General features: G+C 65.8%; 19 protein-coding genes. 11 read left to right on the forward strand and 8 right to left on the reverse strand.

Annotated features, from left to right (window positions below):
• Positions 1-4: 4 nt before the first annotated feature.
• Together ACWDR4_RS02735 and ACWDR4_RS02740 are read right to left on the reverse strand one after the other, a co-directional pair.
• Positions 5-661 carry an endonuclease/exonuclease/phosphatase family protein gene (locus ACWDR4_RS02735; RefSeq protein ID WP_450402972.1) on the reverse strand — a complete coding sequence of 219 codons (657 nt, stop codon included), beginning with the start codon at positions 659-661 and terminating at the stop codon, positions 5-7.
• A complete protein-coding gene (locus ACWDR4_RS02740) occupies positions 651-938 on the reverse strand; it encodes a hypothetical protein (protein ID WP_450402974.1) in 288 nt (95 codons plus the stop codon). The genes ACWDR4_RS02735 and ACWDR4_RS02740 overlap by 11 nt, the downstream gene beginning before the upstream one ends.
• Before the next feature lie 440 nt (positions 939-1378).
• Here ACWDR4_RS02740 and ACWDR4_RS02745 point away from each other — a divergent pair, with 440 nt between their 5' ends.
• The 3 genes from ACWDR4_RS02745 to uppS are packed head-to-tail and all read left to right on the forward strand — an operon-like array spanning position 1379 to position 4743.
• Positions 1379-1984 carry an ABC transporter ATP-binding protein gene (locus ACWDR4_RS02745; protein ID WP_450402976.1) on the forward strand — a complete coding sequence of 202 codons (606 nt, stop codon included), beginning with the start codon at positions 1379-1381 and terminating at the stop codon, positions 1982-1984.
• Positions 1981-2850 (forward strand): ABC transporter permease, encoded by an 870-nt coding sequence (locus ACWDR4_RS02750; protein ID WP_450402978.1) that lies wholly within the window; start codon positions 1981-1983, stop codon positions 2848-2850. Before ACWDR4_RS02745 ends, ACWDR4_RS02750 begins: the two co-directional genes overlap by 4 nt.
• A gap of 24 nt (positions 2851-2874) precedes the next feature.
• Entirely contained in the window at positions 2875-4743 is a 1869-nt protein-coding gene (uppS, locus tag ACWDR4_RS02755) for a polyprenyl diphosphate synthase (protein WP_450402980.1), read from the forward strand.
• Positions 4744-4811: 68 nt separating this feature from the next.
• On the opposite strand, the gene ACWDR4_RS02760 is transcribed toward uppS, so the two are convergent.
• On the reverse strand, positions 4812-5573 hold the full coding sequence (locus tag ACWDR4_RS02760; protein WP_450402983.1) for a PIG-L deacetylase family protein: 762 nt from the start codon (positions 5571-5573) through the stop codon (positions 4812-4814).
• A gap of 201 nt (positions 5574-5774) precedes the next feature.
• Here ACWDR4_RS02760 and ACWDR4_RS02765 point away from each other — a divergent pair, with 201 nt between their 5' ends.
• Positions 5775-6143 carry a hypothetical protein gene (locus ACWDR4_RS02765; protein WP_450402985.1) on the forward strand — a complete coding sequence of 123 codons (369 nt, stop codon included), beginning with the start codon at positions 5775-5777 and terminating at the stop codon, positions 6141-6143.
• An 83-nt stretch (positions 6144-6226) separates the two neighbouring features.
• On the opposite strand, the gene ACWDR4_RS02770 is transcribed toward ACWDR4_RS02765, so the two are convergent.
• The 3 genes from ACWDR4_RS02770 to ACWDR4_RS02780 form a co-directional block, all read right to left on the reverse strand.
• Positions 6227-6832, reverse strand: coding sequence for a DUF5753 domain-containing protein (locus ACWDR4_RS02770; protein ID WP_450402987.1), 606 nt, complete (start codon positions 6830-6832; stop codon positions 6227-6229).
• Between the two features lie 76 nt (positions 6833-6908).
• Positions 6909-7460, reverse strand: a complete 552-nt coding sequence (locus ACWDR4_RS02775; protein WP_450402989.1) for an N-acetyltransferase — start codon at positions 7458-7460, stop codon at positions 6909-6911.
• Positions 7457-8725 carry a helix-turn-helix domain-containing protein gene (locus tag ACWDR4_RS02780; protein ID WP_450402991.1) on the reverse strand — a complete coding sequence of 423 codons (1269 nt, stop codon included), beginning with the start codon at positions 8723-8725 and terminating at the stop codon, positions 7457-7459. The genes ACWDR4_RS02775 and ACWDR4_RS02780 overlap by 4 nt, the downstream gene beginning before the upstream one ends.
• A 200-nt stretch (positions 8726-8925) precedes the next feature.
• On the opposite strand from ACWDR4_RS02780, the gene tgmA reads away from it, so the two are divergent.
• The 6 genes from tgmA to ACWDR4_RS02810 all read left to right on the forward strand — a co-directional run bounded on the left by tgmA (position 8926) and on the right by ACWDR4_RS02810 (position 14153).
• Entirely contained in the window at positions 8926-9192 is a 267-nt protein-coding gene (gene tgmA / locus ACWDR4_RS02785) for a putative ATP-grasp-modified RiPP (protein WP_450402994.1), read from the forward strand.
• Positions 9193-9197: 5 nt separating this feature from the next.
• The gene (tgmB, locus tag ACWDR4_RS02790) at positions 9198-10175 is read left to right on the forward strand and encodes an ATP-grasp ribosomal peptide maturase (RefSeq protein WP_450402997.1); all 978 of its coding nucleotides are present in this window, start codon (positions 9198-9200) and stop codon (positions 10173-10175) included.
• A complete protein-coding gene (gene tgmC, locus ACWDR4_RS02795; protein WP_450403000.1) occupies positions 10159-11373 on the forward strand; it encodes an ATP-grasp peptide maturase system methyltransferase in 1215 nt (404 codons plus the stop codon). Before tgmB ends, tgmC begins: the two co-directional genes overlap by 17 nt.
• A gap of 227 nt (positions 11374-11600) precedes the next feature.
• Positions 11601-12500, forward strand: a complete 900-nt coding sequence (locus ACWDR4_RS02800) for a trypsin-like serine peptidase (RefSeq protein ID WP_450403003.1) — start codon at positions 11601-11603, stop codon at positions 12498-12500.
• The gene (locus tag ACWDR4_RS02805) at positions 12497-13417 is read left to right on the forward strand and encodes a hypothetical protein (protein WP_450403006.1); all 921 of its coding nucleotides are present in this window, start codon (positions 12497-12499) and stop codon (positions 13415-13417) included. The genes ACWDR4_RS02800 and ACWDR4_RS02805 overlap by 4 nt, the downstream gene beginning before the upstream one ends.
• Positions 13418-13460: 43 nt before the next feature.
• A complete protein-coding gene (locus tag ACWDR4_RS02810) occupies positions 13461-14153 on the forward strand; it encodes a DUF7019 family protein (RefSeq protein ID WP_450403008.1) in 693 nt (230 codons plus the stop codon).
• Positions 14154-14563: 410 nt separating this feature from the next.
• On the opposite strand, the gene ACWDR4_RS02815 is transcribed toward ACWDR4_RS02810, so the two are convergent.
• Together ACWDR4_RS02815 and ACWDR4_RS02820 are read right to left on the reverse strand one after the other, a co-directional pair.
• The gene (locus tag ACWDR4_RS02815) at positions 14564-14782 is read right to left on the reverse strand and encodes a DUF397 domain-containing protein (RefSeq protein WP_450403009.1); all 219 of its coding nucleotides are present in this window, start codon (positions 14780-14782) and stop codon (positions 14564-14566) included.
• Positions 14782-15627, reverse strand: a complete 846-nt coding sequence (locus ACWDR4_RS02820; RefSeq protein ID WP_450403352.1) for a helix-turn-helix domain-containing protein — start codon at positions 15625-15627, stop codon at positions 14782-14784. The genes ACWDR4_RS02815 and ACWDR4_RS02820 overlap by 1 nt, the downstream gene beginning before the upstream one ends.
• Positions 15628-15830: 203 nt before the next feature.
• On the opposite strand from ACWDR4_RS02820, the gene ACWDR4_RS02825 reads away from it, so the two are divergent.
• Positions 15831-16499, forward strand: coding sequence for an ATP-binding protein (locus ACWDR4_RS02825; protein ID WP_450403011.1), 669 nt, complete (start codon positions 15831-15833; stop codon positions 16497-16499).
• The last annotated feature ends 3 nt before the right edge of the window (positions 16500-16502 follow it).

Genomic DNA, 16502 nt, shown 5'->3' on the forward strand with positions numbered 1-16502 from the left:
GTCCTCACGCGACCTCGAGCTCGAAGACGACCGGACAGTGGTCGGAAGCCTTGGGCTTGTCCTTTCCCACGCCTATGAGGTGCGGTCCCGTGTATTTGACCGCCCGTAGTGGCAGTCCCTGGCGGAAGATTTCGGGGACCGCGACGGTCGCGGCGGCGAGCGAGGCCGACGGCAACAGGTAGTCCAGCTGCCGGTATTCGTCTTCTTCGGCCCAGAAGTGGGTCCACTGCTCGTCCGTGGGCAGTCGGGTCACGACGTTCTCCACCTGGTCCCAGTCGACCAGATCGCCTATGGCCGGGCTTCCTTCCGCGTTCGTCTCCATGTAGTCGTTGAGATCTCCCAGGATCACGAACGGACTGTCGCCCGGGGTGGGACCGAAGCGCTCGGTGACGAGCTCCCTGACTTTCGCGGCCTGCTGTACTCGCTTCTCGCGGGTCTGTCTCCGGCCACCACTCATCGACTTGAAGTGGTTGACGTAGAGCGTCACCGTCCTTTTCGAGGCGCCCGCCCCGACCTCCACGTCGACTTCGAGACAGTCCCGGGAGAACAGCGCCGTCGTAGGGCTGGCAGGGTCCAGGAAGTGCTGGTGGGAGCGGATGTGGGTGATCGGGAACCTGGAGAGTACGGCCACATCGATCAGCCGCGGGTCGTTACCGTCCACCCCGGCGACGTACGGATACGCCGCACCGAGCGAACGCGCGCGGAAGTGGCTTGAGCGTGTCCACGTTCTCCACTTCCTGGAGCGCGAGCACGTCCGCGCCGACCTCGCGCAACGCGGCTCCGGTGATGGCCTTTTCGTCCTGACCCAGCTCGGCGAATTGAGTCCGATCGACCATCCAGCCCCGCTTGTTTGCGTCCGCGGGATTCACGCCGTCCTTGAAGCGCCAGCGCGCGAAGAGGTTCTCGACATTGAACGTGGCCAGTCGCAGCGTGGTCATCCGGGACCTCCGGAAGGGGCAAGGAAAGGGGGAGAGAAAGGGACCAGCGACTCGAAACCACCCCCGCAGTTCCCTCATGTTCCCCGTACTTCCAGCTTCCTCCAACGGGCCCGACCCGCAACCTCAGCTGTCATCAAGGCCCGGACAACCGGCAACTGGCGACCTCATAGAGATGCGCGCACCCTGGAACCAGGGATTCCCTGCACGACGAGTTCTCCGGCGCGGGATTCGGTTTCTTCGTCATGGCCGGCGCGGACGTGTCGGTCGAGGCGGGACCGCTGATCATCGTCCACCAGGACCTGTCGTCCACCAGGACCTGTCCTGGCACACCGACGTCGAACCGTTGACATGGGGCTCGTATCTCCGGCCCGTATCTTCTCCGCGCCATGGTCGTTGGGAAACCCGGTCGTGGTTGGTCCGGTTGTACGGGGGAGGCGGGCGTGGAGGTCAGGGATGTGCATCACGCCTACCGTCGGCGTGTGGTCCTGCGGGGCATCGACATACGGCTTCGGGCAGGAACGCTGTGTGGGATCGTCGGGGAGAACGGCGCCGGTAAATCAACTCTGCTGAAGATCCTTTCCGGTGAGTTGCGGCCCTCACGCGGCACGGTCCGTCATGGTGGTCGGTTCGGTTACTGCCCGCAGCACGTGGTCCTCAACGACGCGCTGACTGTCCGCCAGCACTTGAGGTTCTTCCAGAGGGCCTACCGTCTGACCGATCTGCGGTATGCCGAGCAGGTCATGGACGTGCTGGGGTTCGCCGGTTACGCCGATGAGCGGGCAGGGATTCTCAGCGGCGGGACGCGGCAGAAGCTGAACGTGACGCTGGCGCTGATGCACGATCCTCAAGTGCTGTTGCTGGACGAGCCGTATCAGGGGTTCGACTGGGACACCTACCAGCGATTCTGGGATCTCGCCGTGCGGCTGCGTGATGCGGGACGTTCGGTCCTGGTCGTCTCCCACCTGGCGTACGACACCGAGCGCCTGGACGAGTTGTGGCGTCTGGACGCCGGGGTACTCCGCCCGGACCAGGCGGTGGCCACGTGAGGTTTCACCTGACCCGGTTCGCTCTCGCCACCGGATTCGCACTGACCGAACACAGCCGCAACCGGTTCGCCATGGTCCTCGTGACCCTGTTCGTCCCCCTGTGGACGACCCTGGCCTACCTGGCGATGCCCGACACCCCGGCACCCATGCGGCTGCGCGCCACCGGGGAGACGCTGGCGCCCCACGGCAACGAACTGACCGAGATCAGCGGCGCGCTCAACGCGGTCACCCTGATCACCGGTTTCATGATGTTCGCCGCAACCTTCTCCGGCAACCGCTTCGACCGCCGACTGGCGATGGCCGGCTTTCCCCGCGCCCACCTCGTCCTGGCCAAGGTCACCGCACTGGCTCTGATCTCGGCTGCGGTCGCCGCCTACGCCACCGCGGTCACCTGCCTGGCGTGGACACCCCGGCAGCCGCTGCTGCTCGCCGCCGCGCTGTTTTGCGCCGGGCTCACCTACGGCGCCCTCGGCGTCGGCTTCGGCTCGGTGCTGCGCCGAGAGGTCGAGGGCATGTTCGCCATCGTGATGACCAGCATCATCGACCTCGCGCTGCAGAACCCGGTCACGAGTTCCGGGGCCGACAACCCGGTCATGCGCTACCTGCCCTCCTACGGAGCCATGCAGGCCAGCACGGCGGCGGGATTCTCCACCAGCCCGGTGCCGTGCCATCTGGCCATCCAGCTCGCCTGGTTCGCGGGAGCGGCCCTGATCGCCCTGGTGGGCTTTCGCCGCAGCACCCGCAGCACCCTGCCCGTCAAGACACAGCCTCCTGATCCCGAGCCGGGAAACGGCGGCTTCCCCCTTCCCGCGCCGCGTCGAACCGCCGCGCCATCGGCTTCGGTGTCCGACACGGAAACACCCTGACGTCCCTGAGGTCCACGTCCCGAGATGCGCACGAAACCGCGGCCCACCCCCGCACCCCTCGACACGGCCACGCACGTGCGGCGCGGCCGAGCCACCACCCGTGCACTGATGGGCGAAGACCCCGTCCTGCGTGCGGCGTACCGGCTGTGTCGCCGCACCACACGAGCGCACGATCCCGCGATCCACGCCCTCATCCAGCTCATGCCGGCCATCCTGCGCCCGGCGTGCTGGGCGTTGTGGACGGCTGCCAGTGTCCTCGACGACCTGGCGGACCAACCAGATGTGGGGCCGGCCGAGCGCGCGGCCCGTGTCGAGGCGTGGACCAGGGCGCTGAAGCACGACCTGGCGGCGGGCACGAGCACTGATCCGATCCGGTACGCCTTGGTGGACACGGCGGGGCGGTGGCGTCTGGACCTGACCAGCCTGCAAGGCGCGATGGCCGTGACGCGAGACGACGCCCGCGGTCTGCGTCTCCCCGACTGGGTTGCGTGGCGGGCCTGGTGCAGCGAGGGACTGGTGCCCTGGGTCGACCAGGTACGGCAGCTGTTCGAGCAGGCCGGCGCGCCGATGACGCTACGGCTGGACCGGCAAGCCGATTACAACCACTTCATCGACGGCGCCCAGCTCACCGACATCCTCACCGACCTGAGTGCCGACCTCGTCCAGGGACATCTGCTCCTGCCACAGGAGGCCCTGGACTCCTTCCCCGGCGCCGAATCGGACCTGACCCATGGCCGTTGGAGCCCGGCCGTAGCGGCCTTGACCGCCGAGCTGACGGCTCTGGCCCGCCGATGGTTGACCAGGCCCGCCATGACGAGAGGAATGCACCCGGGCGCCGCCATCGTGCTCGACACGGCGGCAGACCTGATGCGCGCCCAACTCGACGTCATCGACGCGGCCGGCCCCGCCCTGCTGAAACGCGCCCCGCGCCCCTCCGTCGTGGCCCGCGCCCGCGTGCTGGCCCCCGCCCGCCTCCGTTCGGCCATGGCCTGGAGCCTGACCCCCCTGACCGTGCCGGGTCCCCGACCACCCGCGATGACCCCGATGGCGCCGATGGCCCCGAGGGGTCCGAGCCCGGCCGCCGACGACACCGGACTCCGGCCCCCGCCACCGCACCCCAGCGGCGCCCGGCCCCCGCAGATCGCCGCCGACCGGATGCCCTCCCACCTGGCGGTCATCATGGACGGCAACGGCCGCTGGGCCGAGCAGCGCGGCCTGTCCCGCTCCGAGGGCCACCGCGCCGGCATCCTCGCCCTGCGCGAAACCGTCTACGGCGCTATGGACATCGGCCTGCGCAACCTCACCCTCTACGCGTTCTCCACCGAGAACTGGAAACGCGGCACAGAGGAAATCGCGGTGATCCTGGACGCGTTCCAAAGCGAACTCGACGAGGGCCCCATCCGTGACCTCGACGTACGCCAGCGCTGGTCGGGACAGCCCGGCAGACTGCCCGAGGACCTCGTCCAAGCCCTCATGCGCCAAGAGCGCCGCACCCGCGCCCGCACCGGTATGACGCTCACCGTGTGCATCAACTACGGAGGCCGCGACGAGATCACCCGGACCGCCGCGGCACTCGCCCAGGCAGCCCGAGAAGGTGAAGTAGACCCCCACCTCATCGGCGAGGACGACTTCGCCCGCCATCTGCCCCACCCCGACATGCCGGACGTCGACCTGTTGTGGCGCACCGGCAACGAACAGCGCACCTCCAACTTCCTTCCCTGGCACGCCACCTACGCAGAGCTGTACTTCACCCCCGGCTACTGGCCCGACGTGGACCGACGCGACCTGTGGCAGGCCATCACCGAGTACAGCCGCCGCCAACGCCGCCACGGCGCCGTCCCCGCCCCCTCGCCTGCCCCGAAAACCACTGTCCGTCCCCTCACGTCCACCTGACCCCTGACCGGCGCGTCACCGGTTCGCGGATCACGACAGTCACGGCCCCCGGTACTACTCAGAACTACTCAGACCACGAGCCCTGTCTGTGCCGCCACTGCGGAGACAGGGTCGTGGCGGATGTACCACTCGGTGGACAGCAGCAGTTCCCGTTCGGCGGCGGAGAGCCCGGCGATCAGCCCGGGGGCCGCTCCCCGTTCCACCTCCGTACGGTGGACCAGCACCGCGGCGACCTTCCGCTCCAGCCAGGGCCTGACGTCAACGGTCGCGGTGACCGTCTCGTCCGGCACGGTGAGCATGGCCTTGCCGGTGGGGGCCAGATGTCCGCCCCACGCGGCCGTGGCGGAGTGCGGGTGCGTGGCCAGGTACAGGGCGCTCGGCTGCCAGGGCTCACCGGCGCCCGGGTAGAGCCGCTCAAGTCCGGCCGCGTGGACGGCGATCAGGGTCACCCGGTGCGTGTGCACATGATCCTCGTGACCGGTCAGTCCGCCGTACGCGTCATGGGTGACCACGATCTCCGGCCGGAACTCCCGGATATGCGCGACCACTTGACCCACCGCCTCGTCGAGCGGCGCGTCGAGGAAGCGCGCGCTGCCCGGGGCGGACTGCGGGACACGGGAGTCGGCGTAGCCGAGCATCCGGGGTGCGCCGGCGCCGAGGAGGCGGAGGGCTTCGGCTAGCTCGGCGGCGCGGGGGGTGGTTGGGGCCCAGGTGGCGGTGACTACTGCGGTGCGGGCTCCGGAGGTTGCGTGGCGGGCGAGGGTGCCGCCGGAGAACAGGGACTCGTCGTCGGGGTGGGCGAAGACGGCTAGGAGGCTGGGGGCGGGCATTGGGGGCCTTCCGGGTGGGGCGGGGCGTACGGATCATAGGTTGGTGCGTGTTGTGCACTCGCGACGAGATGAAACGCGGGCCACGTACCTCTTCCAACAGGACCTCGACGACTGGCAGCGAGACCTGTCCGACCTTGCCCCGGGCCGACAATCAGCCCGGAAGGCAACCGGGTCAATGAGCATCAAGAGCGCCCGGAACAGGTGAGGCAGACCTGGCCCAGCCAGAACGTCACCATCCGTGTCCTCGACGCCGGGGAGACGCTGCGGCGCCAACAGTTCTTTCGCGGGCTGGCCTGGATGTCCGCCGTGGCCACGGTCCCCTTCGCGGCCATGACCGTCTACGGGATCACCACGGACTCCGAGGGCGCGGGAAACGACGGCTTCCTGCTGACGGTCCTCAGCGCCGTGATCGCCGCGAATCTGGTCTACCGGGTGCGGAACACCGGGGTGTCGGCGGTGGGGCTGGGGCTTCACTACACCCGGGTGATCCATCTCCGGGGGGACGGCTCGCAGCGCTGGGCGCGTGTATGGACCTGGGTACGAGCGGCTGGGGGCGGCCGGGATCGCTGAGGGGGCGGGTGCGGGGTCGGGGAAGGCGCCCGAGCGGCAGGCGCCGACGTACACCCCCTTCAGGGCCGACAACGAACCATCCGTCAACCAACGTTCCAGAAGGCCAGCGCCTTCTCGATCAGCTCCTTGGCATTGTCTCCGTAATAGGCGGCGCTGCTGAGAAGGCCGAACGCCTTGTTGTGCAGGGCGAGTTCGGCCGGGTCGGTGATGTCCACGCCGGTGGAGACGAGTTCGTAGTGGGCTCGGCTGTCGTCGTACATGTTGAAGCCGTGCGTGGGGACCATGCCGACGTCGGCGCTGGCGGGGAGGATGCCGAGGGTGAGGGAGGGAAGGTCGATCTCGCGGAGAAGGCGTTCGAGCTGTCCACGCATCACCTCAGGCCCCCCGACGTACGTGTACAGCGCCTGCTCACCGAGGATCACGTCGTAGCGGTGCTCACCGTCGTACAGCACCTGCTGACGCTCCATGCGCTTGGCGACGCCCGCGGGCACATCGTCGGGGATGTCGAGGAAGTCGACGACCTTACGGAGGATCACGGTCGCGTACGCCTCGGTCTGGAGGGTGCCCCAGATCATGGCGGGTACGTAGGCCTTGCTGTGCCGCGTTTGCTGGTAGAGGCTGACGACTTCGTTCTGGACGTGTTCCGTGCCGGTGGACAGGCGCTGCTGCCACGGGATCGAACTCGTCATCGTTTGATTCCTCCAGGTGTTGACCGCGGGCGAAGAACGGCTCGACGTCGTACGGCATACCTCACACCGGCAAACGTCATGCGCGGTGCAGTGGATCACGTGTCATCGAGGCGAACACGGGGGAGTCGGCGAACGGTTGCTGTTCGCCGATCTCCTCGTACCCCCAACGCCCGTAGACAGCTTGGACCTTGCCGTCTCCCGCCTTCGGGTTGACCAGCAGCGTGACGCGGTCTTCTTGTCTGTCGGCCAGGAGTTCCTCATGGATGCGCTGCGCGAGGCCCGTGCCGCGCCACGGCCGCCGGACCACGATCTCGTTCAGCGCCAGGGTGCGCTTGCCTGTCTCGGTCGTGTACCCGTCGGGCAGCGGGGCGGTCATGGCCTGCCACCAGCGGGTGTTGGGGCCGAGCGGAGTGACGTACGCGAACCCTGCGGGCTCGGTCCCGTCGTACGCGATGACCGCTTCCCAACCAGGGGCCGAACTGTGCCCTGTCAGGCGCTCGTTGAAGCGTTCGGCGGAGTAGAAGGAACCGGTGAGGCCCAGGTCGCGCTGACGGACCTCGACGTGGATGTCCACGATTGCTTGTCGCACGGGCTCGACATCGGTGTAATGCCGCAGCTCCAGGCTCACAGAAGCTCCTTTTCGAACCATTCTCGGGTGGCGGGGGCGTCGGGGGCGAGTGCATGCAGGCGCTGCCCGAAGGAGTCCAGCAGGCGTGCGGTGCGTCCGTGACGTGCCTGGGCGGGGATCTTGTGTGCTGTGGCGACGGCGAGTTCCGGTTCACGCTGGCCGAGTTGATCGTGCGCGAGGTAGGCGTGGGCGAGGGCCCGATTGCGCTTCATATCGGGCCGCAGCCTCGCGAGTGTGTGGTGGGCGTGTGCCTCCGCTTCTTCCCACAACCCGAGCGTGGTGGTTGTGATGAGGGCCAGGAGATGGAACTCGGCCGAGTCGTAGAACCGCAGCCATGTCGGGCGTGGGGCGTCTGCGTCCGCCCGATCGAGCGCTGCCTCGGCGTGGCCCAGGCAGCGCAGGGCGGCTTGGCGGTCGCGCAGATCGGCGTGGTAGGCGGCGGTGCGTGCGTGTACGAGCGATGCGTAGAGCGGATCGCGAGCGGTCCGGGTCCGCTTTGCCGCCTCGGCGGCTGTGAGGGCGCTGGCGTATTGGCCCAGGTGCCGGTACAACGCGCCCGCATGGCCCCAGACACGGAATTGCATGGCGGGGTCGCCCGAGAGGCCGGCGAGGGCGACGGCCTCGTTCAGATGCCGCTGGGCCTGATCCAGGCGCCCGCCGTCGATGGCGGCCCACAGCGCGGAACCGCTGAAGGCCGAGGCGAGACCGTACAACTGGCCACGTACGCGTTGGGAAGCCGGTCGCGTTTTCTGGAGGTGCATCGCGCGCCGGGACCAGGCGAGCGCGGTCTGTTCGGCCTCCCGCGTCCCGCCGGTGGTGTTGTCGTTGGCGACGATCAGCGCGAACTGGGCGGCGAGCCGGTTCACGTCCGACTGGCCCATCCGTCCCGAGCTGCTCACAGCAGGGGGAGAGAAGAAGGGGGCGATGGTGGCGGAGCCGCTGGTCGTGAGGAATATCCGGCGGAGCACGGGCTCCTCCTCGTGTCGCTGAGTGCTGGCGGGCGTCGGGTGGCCGGCTAAGGATCGAGCATGAGGGGCGAACCCCAGCTCGACCGCGCCACACCCGAATACTGCCTCCAACGCCAGGCGCTGTTTGGCCTGCGGCCACCGAGTATTCCCGGCTACGAGGTTGTGGATCGTACGGACGGAGACCGTGCCGTACCTGCCGGTCACCTGCGCGATCGCAGCGTTCATTGCCTCCGCCAACTCTTCCTGGGTGAGGTCGAGTTCACGCATGCGTTTCCTGAGCTGCTCATTGGCCGCCACAGCGCCCACGGTAGTGGCGTGTCCTTCTCCTCATCCTGGCGCGGGTAAAGGGCGAGCCAGTTTTTCCGGTCCCGCGCGGACGGAGCGAGTGCTGTTTTTCATGCCGTTCCTCACGGACTCCGATGTTCACTGACTGTCACGAATCGATCGCGACTGCCAGGCGTGGAACTGGCGTGGAGCTGGCGTAGAAGGAGAAGAACATGGCTGCGAACACTGCCCCGGATCAGCTCACCCTCGTCCGCCCCTGGGGTGTCAGCCGATTGGCTCCCTATCCGGCAACGATGGAGCTGCCGTTCGCGACGGTCACGATCGACCCCTCGACGCAGACCGGTGTATTCCGCGACCACCGGGGTGAGGTGGTGGAGATGGGCAAGCACGGCACCAGTTCCGCGACAGCCACGTCCACCGCCACCAACCTTGACTCGCAGCCCGACCAGGGCCACGACCAGGACAGTCAGCAGGACTGACAGCCATGACGGAGGAAAAGCCCGTGCTGGTGGTCACCGAGGCGAGCGACGTCACCACCGACATGGTGATCACCCACCTCAACCGCCTGAGCGTGCCCGTGGTTCGCTTCGACCCGGCGGACATCGGCACGGACCTGACGATCTCGGCACGGTTCGGCGTCGGTCCGACCCCGACCCCGATGGCAGGTCAACTCCGCACCCGGTCGAGGACCGTGGACCTTGAGCGCGTACGAGCCGTGTACTGGCGCCGGCCAGTCTGGCCCGGGTTTGGCCATCTTCCGGATGCCGACGCGGAGTGGTCAGCTGCCCAAGTTCGCTACGGACTCGGCGGCACCCTCCACGCCTTACGAAACTGCCTGTGGGTCAACCACCCGCTCAGGAACGCTGCCGCTGACTACAAGCCCGCGCAACTCGCGCTCGCCCACCGGATGGGCCTCGTGGTGCCACCGACACTCGTGACGAACGACCCGGCCGAGGCTCGCCGTTTCATCCGGGACCATGGCCAGGTGATCTGCAAAGCGCTGCGATGGACCCCGTACCAACGAGACGGCGTCGGCCTCACATCATGGGCGGAGCCGGTCCAGGCCGAAGAGCTGGATGACACCCTCAGAGTCACCCCACACCTGTTCCAGGCGCGTGTGGACAAGGCCGCGGACCTGAGGGTGCTGATCGTCGGACGGCGCGTGTTCGCCGTCCGGATCGACTCCGGCCTCCTGGACTGGCGCCGGGACTACAGTGCGCTCACCTACAGCGTGGTGGACCTGCCGGACCACCTGGAGAAAAGCCTGTTCGCGTACCTCGACCATTTCGGACTCGCCTCAGGTTCCTTCGATCTCGCCGTCGACCACGCCGGCGAACTCCACTGGCTGGAGCTGAACCCCAACGGCCAGTGGGGATGGTTGGAGGAGAGAACAGGGCTGGAGATGGCAGCTGCGTTCGCTGATCTGCTCGTTCAAGGAGACGTCGATGTCCTTGCCCCATAGCGCCCCGCAGCGACGGACGCTCGCCGACCAGTTGGAGTCGGCCGGGGCTCTCAAGAGCCCGGAATGGCGAGCCGCGGTCGAAGCTGTCCCCCGTGAACTGTTCCTCAATCCGGGGGTGTTCCTCCCGTCCGAGGCCGGATACTGGCGCCCGGTGACCGCCATCGGCGCGGACCCGAAGGAGTGGCTGGAGATCGCCTATGACGATCAGTCGCTCGCCACGCAACTCGACGGCCACCTGACCGCCGACCAAGCCGCCGGGCCCGTCACAGGGGTCCCCACATCCTCCTCCACCACACCCGTGACCGTGGTCGGCATGCTTGAGGACCTGAACACGCAAGACGGTCACATGGTTCTGGAGATCGGCACCGGCACCGGTTACTCCACCGCGTTGATGTGCCACCGCCTTGGCGAGGACAACGTCACCACGGTCGAGGTCGACCCGCAGGTCGCCGCCCGCGCGGACGCGGCCCTCGAAGAGGCCGGCTACTCCACCTGGACGGTGACCGGCGATGGCCTCCTCGGCCACCCGGCCCGTGCTCCGTACGACCGGATCATCGCGACCTGCGCCGTACGCCGCATCCCCTACACCTGGGTCCGCCAGACCAAGCCCGGCGGAATCATCCTCGCCACGGTCGGATCCTGGCCCTACGGCACCGGCCTGGCCAAGGTCACCGTGAACGAGGACGGCTCGGCGACGGGACGAATCATCGGCCGCTCATCCTTCATGCAGGCCCGCTCGCAGGCCGCCACACCGCTGGCGGGGGACTTGTCGGCCCGTACGGCGTACCCGGACACTGAACGCCGTACGAAGGTGCCGCCGCGTGTGTTGGACGAGTGGATGCCAGCCTTCCTTGCCCAACTTGCCGCACCAGGCGCTCAGTTCGTCCGCGCAACGAGCAGTGATGGTGCTCAGTTGCTGTACCTCTTCGATCCCGAGCGGGAGTCCTTCGCGGCCTTCACGGAGGAAGCCTCTGGCTGGATGGTCCGCCAGGGCGGTCCTGTCGGCCTTTGGGACGACGTCGAGCAGGCGCTCGTGGCTTGGCGGGATGTGGGCCAACCTGACATCAGCACGGTGCGGGTCCACATCAGCGAGCGCGCCCACACTTACTGGATTGGCGGCGAAGAGGTCACCACGGAGAGCCACTTGCGTGGAACAGAGGGGAAACCTCCACTGCGATGGGAGCACTGCCTCACTTGAGGTTGGGGGGAGGCGCCGGGGCCCCGGAGCTTGCGGCGGCAGCCGAGGGCTACGAAACGGCTTCGGAAGCACCCGAGACAGTGAGTGCCGTAGTCCGCTGAGTGTCAGTGACGATGGCTAGCTGAATGCATTCCGAGTTGCGGCACCGACCGCTCGCGCGGCACTCTGGAAGTAGGGCAGTATCAGCCATTCCCCAGCCTGATCATTCGTGCCGGGTGGTGAAAACTATGGCGGGCAGAGACGTTCCCCGAGACAAAATACGACAGCGCTGGGAACAGAGCAGGGGTGACGAACTTTCAGTAGCAGCAGCCCTGCGCGAACGGAACCTTGACCTCGCTAACACTCAACCAGAGATCGACCAGCGTCGCGAGCGGCTGTCCACTTATAACATAGAACTTGAGGTCATAGTTGATGGTGACGACTCTGTGTGGCTCAGCTTCTTCAGCAGAGCTCTAACAACCGCCCGTTCAGTGGGTCGAGTTGTCACTTGCCTGCCACACGAGCCGATAACTGCCGAGGGCACCGGTGTGATGATTTCCCGTCGCTTGCTGCTCACGAATAACCACGTTGTGCCGGACAGCGATCTGGCAGCCAGCATGGGAGTGCAGCTGGGATACGACTATGACGACGAAGGGGACCCGGTGGTGAGCACCGACTACCAGTTCGCCCCCGAGATCTTCTTCTTCACCGTCCCGAAAGAAGACTTGGACTTCACAGTTGTTGCGATCGCTGAACCACTGAGTGAAGACCGCGGCTTCGTACGGCTCATCGAGCAGCAGGGAAAAATTCTCAAGGCCGAGCCTCTGAACGTGATTCACCACCCGGGGGGTGAGCGCAAGAAGCTGGGCATTCGAGACAATCGCCTGGTCTCTGAAGACGATCAGTGGTTGCGCTACACCAGCGACACCCGGCGTGGTTCATCTGGCGCTCCGGTGCTTAACGACCAGTGGGAGATGGTGGCCCTCCATCACGGAGGCGTAGAGGCGCGTGATGTACAGGGGCGCGAAATGAGCTGGAACGAAGGGGCCAGAGTGAGCCGCATAGTGAGGAAGCTGCAGGAAGCGGAACTCTCGCCGAAACAGCGACTGTTGGTTAAAGAAGCGTTGAATGAGGGAGCGGGCAAATGAACGCGACACTTGTGTTTGTTCATGGACGCCGTCAGGAGTTCAAGGACCCCGATGAACTCAAGCGGAAGTGGTTGGCAGGCCTCGCTTCCGGCTTGGCAAAGGCAGGTTTGAAGACGGGGCCCGTCGTTGACACCAATCCAGTGGTGTTCCCTTTCTACGCCAACTTGCTCTATGGGATCACAAGGAACCTGGCCCGCAACCCGTTGGAACTTGAGTCGATGACGGACAACTTCGATGACGCAGCCCCGCTTCACCCGTACATGCCGCAAGACGTGGGAATCCTCGAACGGCAACTCCTGCAAGACATGAGGGTTTCCGCTGAAGCTTCCGGAATGGCCTCCATCGAAGGCGCTGCGACTGCCGATGCCGGCCGAATCGAACTTGAAAGTCTGAGTGAGCGGGTGCTGGCCTGGGGCGTCACCCGCCGTGTACTGACGGCGCTATCCCGTCATACGCGCGTCGACCAGGAGATCATCTCCTCGTACTTGCGCGATGTGGCGGTGTATCTGGCTAAGGCGCGCGGCGATATTTTTGAGATGGTGAAGGAGGCCATACCGGACGATGGGCCCATCGTGCTCGTCTCGCACAGCCTGGGCACGGTGGTGGCATGCGATCTACTGTCCGATCAGAACCTATGTCAGCGCACCAAGCTCTGGGTGACGGCGGGCTCGCCGCTAGGGCTAGATGCGGTCTTCAAGAACCTTCAGCCTCCAGGCCCTCGCAACATCGATGTCGACTGGCTGACCACCTATGATGTCAGCGACATCGTCGCCTTGGGGCATCCGCTTCTTCAGACGCGTGGCTGGGGCAGTGTCCAAAACATCAAAGTCGACAATGGTGATGAGCCGCACTCCATCGAGAGATATCTCGGCCATCCGGAAGTCGCTGGAAAGATCGGCGTCGCCCTGGGCGCGTAAAGAAGGCCGCGCTGAAGCGCGACGCCCGGCGATAGCGTCCACAATGTCCGATTGGGGCGACGTGCGCTATTACGTGTATGTCTCCGGGAGTAAGGTGGACATGCTGTTTCAGCAGATCCCCCAGAAGCTGCTCCATCAGTTGGCCGCCGAGGCAAAGGTGGATCTGAAGTTGCTGAGCCTTGCGGTGCAGAAGGCGGCAAACCCTGAGCCGAGCATGTACGGAAGGCTGGACGTTGTTGAGGGGTACCTCGACCGGGAGTACAACATCGGGTGGATGACGGAGCCAACGTCCTGGTTTCGGGGCGAACTCGGGCTTCAGATCGCCGGATATGAAACCGTGACAGGCCCAGTATTCATGACCGGGCGGCAGGCTCGCACAGTCGTCGCACTGATCGGATCGGCGCGCCATCTTCTAGGACACAGCACCCCAACTGAACACATCTCAGGGTCTTATTCCATGCTGCCGCCTCTCTTCCAGCTGCTGCGCGAAGCCCGGGAGGACTGGCACATCGTGCCTCCCGACTCGCGGAGGAGAGTTCTGGATGGACCATGGAATGAGCAGCAAGGTCTCATCGACGTCCTCGACTTCTCCAGAGGGATGAGGAGCCCGGCTGTCAACTGTGAGTTCCTTGCGCGTCGTCTACTCTACGGCACCCACGCTGCTGAAAAAGAAGAACTCGACATCGTCATCGGTACACCTTTGTACGTCGCGATGGCTGAGGACGAAAATTCCTAACTTGCTAGAGGGCGTCTGAAAAGCCTGTCAGCGGGCATGTCACCTGGTAGCGGGGTGGTGGCGCACTTTCGGGGGCTGGGGTGTGCGGGCTGCGTACCCGTTACTCGACGGATCTTTTTGATCCGGAGTGGCTGTGCCCGAAAACTCTGGCTGTCCACAATGGCCGCACTGGGAGTGGGATCACGGCCGAGCTGCGCCCGCTCGCATTCGCGCGGCGCCGTCAACATCCACTCTCACACACCTTCTTACTGCCACCGCCGCCAGCAGTGGTAAACCGTCTGCCACGGCGGCAGGTTATGCGGCAACAGTCTCCAGGCGCCAGTGAGCGGGGGCAAGAAGGGCAGGAAAGTAGTCCCGCCACGGCGGCCGGGACTACTTCGTGAGTGTCAGATCCATCGAACTCTGGTGAATCAGAGGGACCTTATGGCATCAACCGTCAAGCTTCTCAACGCTCCTATGAACATCTGCCACGCCTGACCTCGAACAGCAACTACAGGACCTCTGGCAAGTTTTGAGTCGCGTACGAGAGTGCCGTCCGCCATCCGCGCGCACTCAACGCACTCTGTCCCACTTCCCCCGCTGTAAGAGGACTTGAACCACGAAAGAGCGGGCGCGGGCGGTGCGGTCATCACGTCTCCTTGCTTATACGGGCGATGAGTGCGGCCGAAGACTCAAGGTCGAGCGCCTGTGCGCTCAGGTACTCGAACGCCAACCTATAGCGGTCCAGTTCCTGGTGCTTCTCCATGAAGAGTCCGCCGCCGAGGAGATCCACGTAGACCACATCCAGGTCGGGCTGCGGCCCGCGCAGGACGGCGAAGCTGCCAACTGCCGCCGCATGGGCTCCTGTTGAGAAGGGGAGCACTTGGACGGTGATGTTCGGGCGCCCGCACATGGTGAGCAGGTGTCGCAGCTGTTCGCCCATGACCTCACGCCCCCCGACGCTGCGTCGGACGGCGGCTTCGTCGATCACAGACCAGATGTGCGGCGGCTCCTCCCTCTCAAGGAGCTCCTGTCGCTTCATGCGAATGTCCACCATGTGCTGCACTTCCCGCTCCGCGCACTGAACCTCCGAAGCCCGGTGAACGGCTTCGGCGTACTTGCGGGTCTGGAGTAGCCCAGGGATGTACATGCAGGCGTAGTGATCCTCGCGTACGACCTCGTCCTCAAGCGTGAGCATGAGGTTCATGGAGTCGGGGATGGGGTCGGCAAGTGACCGCCACCAACCTTGGATCCTCGCCCCCTTCGCGAGCTCGACCAGGGCCAGCCGCTCTTCGTCGGTAGCCCCGTATTCGCGGCAAAGCGCGTCTACGGCCGGCCACTTGACCGTGCCTTCCTTCGTCTCGTAGCGGCTCAGCGTCGCCTTTGAGATGCCGACGCGAGCGCCTGCTTCCTCAAGGGTCAGACTCTTGAGTTCGCGTAGACGGCGCAGGTCCGCGCCCAGTTGGCGCCTTCGCGTGGTGGGTCCAATCGGCATGCCTACAAGCCCTTCGTGTCGATCCATCAGATCGTCCTGGTTGCCTGCGCGGGTCGGCAAGGCGGTGTGCGCTGGGGGCGCGAGATTTAGCGGTGCGCTCCTTCTCAACCTCTGTGAGAGTTCCATTTTGAGAGTTCCAATGCAACTCTAAGTGTGCGGCCGAGTGCGCTGTGTAACTCGGTGGGAGTGAGAAGGAGTTGAGCATGGACTGCAGCACCTGCATGCCAAGGAAGCCTTGGGACCTTCACTTTCTGGCAGAGCCGGAGGAAGTCGCAGGACTACGACGCGTACTTCGCATCCACCTCGGACTCTGGGGCTTGGCCGAGCTCATCGACGCAGCCCAACTCTGCGTCAGCGAACTCGTCTCCAACGTGATCACGCACGTCGGTCCCGGCACCCCCACCACCCTCACGGTCTCCATGAAGGACACCCGTCTTCGGATCGAGGTCCACGACCCTGACACCCGCGCTCTGCCCACGCTCCTCAACCAGGGCGTCAACTCCGAATCCGGGCGAGGGATGGAGCTCATTACCTGCATTGCTGACCGTTGGGGCGTGCAACTCCTCGCTGACCGCAAGATGACGTGGTGCGAGCTCCCCACCACGCTGACCTCGCCCAACGGCCACCGCGGAGGGCCTCACGTAACAAGAGCGGAGGAGGTGATCGACCTCTACAGCGAGGGGAAGCTGTTGCCCACAGGCAACGCGGGTCGGCTGAGCGCAGCCTTGGCGGAGGAGGCAGCGATCGGTGCGATTGCTGACCTCCTCCACTGGCTCCGGGCGCACGGCCGCGATGCGGATGATGCGTTGGACCGTGCGCAGATGCACTTCGAAGCGGAAGCGGAATCGGGGGTGGTGGGCGGCTCGATGTGAGGC

The sequence above is a fragment of the Streptomyces sp. NPDC000878 genome, assembly GCF_053599695.1.